This window comes from Acinetobacter sp. CY17, from assembly GCF_059515825.1.
This window is the reverse complement of the sequence record NZ_JCAKMX010000055.1, coordinates 1-3,380: the sequence shown is the minus strand read 5'-3', so window position 1 is coordinate 3,380 and position 3,380 is coordinate 1. Positions and strand designations below refer to the sequence as shown.

At 39.7% G+C, this 3,380-nt stretch carries 3 protein-coding genes and 2 pseudogenes; 2 read left to right on the top strand and 3 right to left on the bottom strand.

Annotated features, from left to right (window positions below; translation table 11 throughout):
- Window positions 1-23: 23 nt before the first annotated feature.
- Together AC5YCI_RS16190 and AC5YCI_RS16185 are read right to left on the bottom strand one after the other, a co-directional pair.
- On the bottom strand, window positions 24-542 hold the full coding sequence (locus AC5YCI_RS16190) for an IS630 family transposase (RefSeq protein ID WP_496130284.1): 519 nt from the start codon (window positions 540-542) through the stop codon (window positions 24-26).
- A gap of 23 nt (window positions 543-565) precedes the next feature.
- Window positions 566-943 carry an IS630 transposase-related protein gene (locus AC5YCI_RS16185; RefSeq protein WP_496130285.1) on the bottom strand — a complete coding sequence of 126 codons (378 nt, stop codon included), beginning with the start codon at window positions 941-943 and terminating at the stop codon, window positions 566-568.
- Between the two features lie 48 nt (window positions 944-991).
- Between AC5YCI_RS16185 and AC5YCI_RS16180 the strand changes: the two are divergent.
- Window positions 992-1,336: pseudogene (locus AC5YCI_RS16180) on the top strand (transposase); the annotation flags it as partial.
- A 446-nt stretch (window positions 1,337-1,782) separates the two neighbouring features.
- A pseudogene (locus AC5YCI_RS16175) lies at window positions 1,783-2,354 on the top strand (IS5 family transposase); the annotation flags it as partial.
- 31 nt (window positions 2,355-2,385) lie between these two features.
- On the opposite strand, the gene tnpC reads toward AC5YCI_RS16175, so the two are convergent.
- Window positions 2,386-3,380: IS66 family transposase (gene tnpC / locus AC5YCI_RS16170; protein WP_496175935.1), on the bottom strand; the 995-nt coding region annotated here is incomplete at its 5' end.

Sequence of the window (3,380 nt, the reverse complement as noted above, 5' to 3'; positions counted from 1 at the left end):
TATAGCTAAATATAAAACATAAGCTACATCATCCTAAACGCAATATCCAAAGCTTCCGGAAGTGTTTTATTATTCTGAGCAACCATATGTCTGACTTTACTTTTTAAGACAGACCATGCTTTCTCAATAGGATTTAGATCAGGACTATATGCAGGCAGATAAACAATTCTTGTTTGATATCGTGCTGCCAAGTCATCAATTACGGGACCTTTATGAATCGATGCATTGTCTAAGATCAGCAAATATTTTTGAGTCTGCTCATCCTTTTGTTTTAAATCCTTCAACAAATATTCCAACCAACAGACAAAAACATTCCGATCACACGAGCCTTGAAATACTAAAGGTTGAATAAAATTGAATGGTGTATTCGATCTGACGGCACTGATCATACTGATTCTCGTGCCATGTCCACCTGACTTTAAAGCATGACAGCGCTGACCTCTTGGAGACCAACCATATTGTGCGGTTTCATGGGTGTTGATGCCTGATTCATCGATATAAAGAATGTGATCTTCACCATATTGCTGCTTCCACTGAGGCAAACACCACTCAAATACAGCACGGCTTAACTTGCAGGCTTGTTTGTAAAGAAAACTCTTTTTTTACGCGTCCAACCCATCTTATTCAGGGCTTTTAAAATGACATGATAGCCAACGCTATAACCGAATTGCTGTTCAAACAAGGGAATAAGATCTTTGGCTTGGGTAAATGGGGTTGTTTTTACAAATGCTTCAAAGGCTTGCAGGTCCAGAATCTTTGAGGGGCGTCCTACATTTGGAGATTTAGGTTGTTTGAGCTGACCGGTCTGCTGTTCGATCAGGATCCAATCATCGAGCGTGGTTCTGGCAATATTAAATATTTCGCACGTCTTCGATTTATGCTTTGACTCTTTATAAAACTGCATGGCTTTTTCGCGTAGATCGACAGAATATGTTTTTGGCATGATCTTAAAGATTAGAGTTTTTTCTATTGTAGCTCATCTTAAGTTTTTAGCTATATAAAGCTTCTACCGAAGCTCGCTCAAGGCTACATCGGTAAGATCTTCGGTGATCGTGGCTATATCAGTGAGATTTTAAAAGATAAGCTAGGAGCGCAAGGTGTTGAATTGATGACGTATCATCGCAAGAACATGCGACCATTAGAACTCTCATTAGAGGATAAAGCAATGCTGAGACAGCGCAATAAAATATAGACAATCTTTAGCTTATTAAAGCAACAATACAACCTAATAAGCAGTCGTCATCGTTCCATTTCAGGTTATTTCGCTGGAGTTTACGCATCCTTATGTGCTTATCAAATCTGTCATCAAAACAAGCCTGAGTTCACAATGATGTAAAATTAGGCTTATCCATGATTAGGGTTAAGTAATTTAATTTTAAAATGTTGTAGCATGCGGCTAGGCTAATAAAAAATATTTAAGTAAATAAACATTTATATGATGCGTAAAGAACGCATCATATTAAATACTTAAGTATTTGTTATATATTTAATAATTAAAGAAAATTGAAAATAATTAACCAAAATTTATCCGATTGTACGACTGAATCAGTATTTTTAATATTGGTTACACTTGAAAAATATCAGTAAACTCAAAGTCATCTGCTGATCTTAGGTAATATAGCTAAGCATAAAACTACAAGTTTTTTAACCTTAATCTTAAGGCCATTAAGACATATTGGTTTGTTTTGATGAGAAATACATTAGGGCGTGTCCTCATTTGAAAAATTGGTTTTAAATACTTAAAATCCTCCTTTAAGCTCTTTTGATTTCTATATTTTTTCAATGGCACGTACTCTTCTCACCGATGATATCTGGCAGCAAATTCAAGATACTATGCGATTACACGGTTGTTACTGTTCAAAGAATAGTAGAAATATCATGGAAGCGATCTTATGGAAACTGCGTACAGGCGCCACATGGCGTGATATTCCCCAAGAATTTTGTCCTTGGCAAACTGCTTACAATCGCTTTAATCGTTGGGCAAGCAAGGGATTGTGGGATAAATTTTTTTTAGATTACGAGGCATCTTGGATCAAGAATGGGTATTCATTGACGGAAGCTACATACGCGTGCATCAACATGCAAGTGGAGCTCGGCATGGTTTCGAAAGAGCAATTGGACAATCACGCGGTGGACGAACAACAAAAATACATCTTGCAACCGACGCGAATGGATTACCGATTGATTTTAAAATCACTGAGGGTGACGTCCACGACAGTCAAGTTGCAAAACAACTGATTGATACGGTAGACGAGGCAACTTATCTCATTGCTGATAAGGGGTATGATGCTGAGCACATTAGAATATATGCCAAGAACAAGAATATGATTCCCATTATTCCATTGAGATCAAACGTAAGCATCCGCTGAACCCCATCGCTATATTTTAATGGGGATCAGGTTTCCATCGGTGTGGTAGTAATTCTTCTATTTGGGTCACTTTATGTGTCGGTAGTCTTTTCAGCACATCACTTAAATAGGCATACGGATCCAGCTCATTCAATTTTGCTGACTGAATCAGCGTCATGATATTCGCCGCTCGCTGACCACTGCGTAGAGAACCTGCAAACAGCCAGTTTTTACGTCCCAAGGCCCAGGGACGCATCTGGTTTTCTACCCCTTGCGCAGCAATGCTGCTCATATCTATAGGTAAATTGCCATCATCTAGATAGCGGCTTAAAGCACGCCAACGTTTTAGACTATAATTGATGGCTTTGGCTGTGGCAGAACTCGGTGGCACCTTGAGAGCATGCTGGTTGAGCCATACATACAGTTGTTGCATCACCCGTTGACTATGTTGTTGCCGATAGTCGTAGCGTTGTTGTGCTGTATTGATGGTCGCTTGTCTGAGTTCTGCTTCTATCGCATAGAGTTTTTGCATCAGTACTAATGCCTGTTCAGCAATTTGACTTTTCCCAGTCACATGCAGTTCATGGAATTTACGTCTCGCATGTGCCATGCAGCCCACTTCAATGATTTGACCTGATTTAAAACGGGCTTTATAGCCACTGTAATCATCACAGACCAAATGACCCTGCCAGTCTTGCAGAAAGTCTTCTGCATGCTGACCTGAACGACTCGGCTGGAAGTCATAGATCACCGCCTGAATAGGATTGTATTGTGTGCTGGCATAAGCCCAGACATAACCTTTTTTCGGTTTTTTCTCTTGATCACCAAGTTGCATGAAGGTGACTGGTGTTTCATCTGCATGAATCACCTGCTGTTGCAACACCACCTCTTTTAAGGCATTGGCTAGAGGTTCTAGTTCAACACCACAGCGACCAAGCCAATCTGAAAGAGTAGATCGAGAAAGATCAACACCAGCCCGTTGATAGATCAGGCGCTGACGGTACAGTGGTAAATGATCAGCATATTTAGATA

Bases quoted from the DNA above. Each gene is read 5' to 3' on its own strand.
- AC5YCI_RS16185 (WP_496130285.1), bottom strand. From the start codon at position 943: ATGCCAAAAACATATTCTGTCGATCTACGCGAAAAAGCCATGCAGTTT.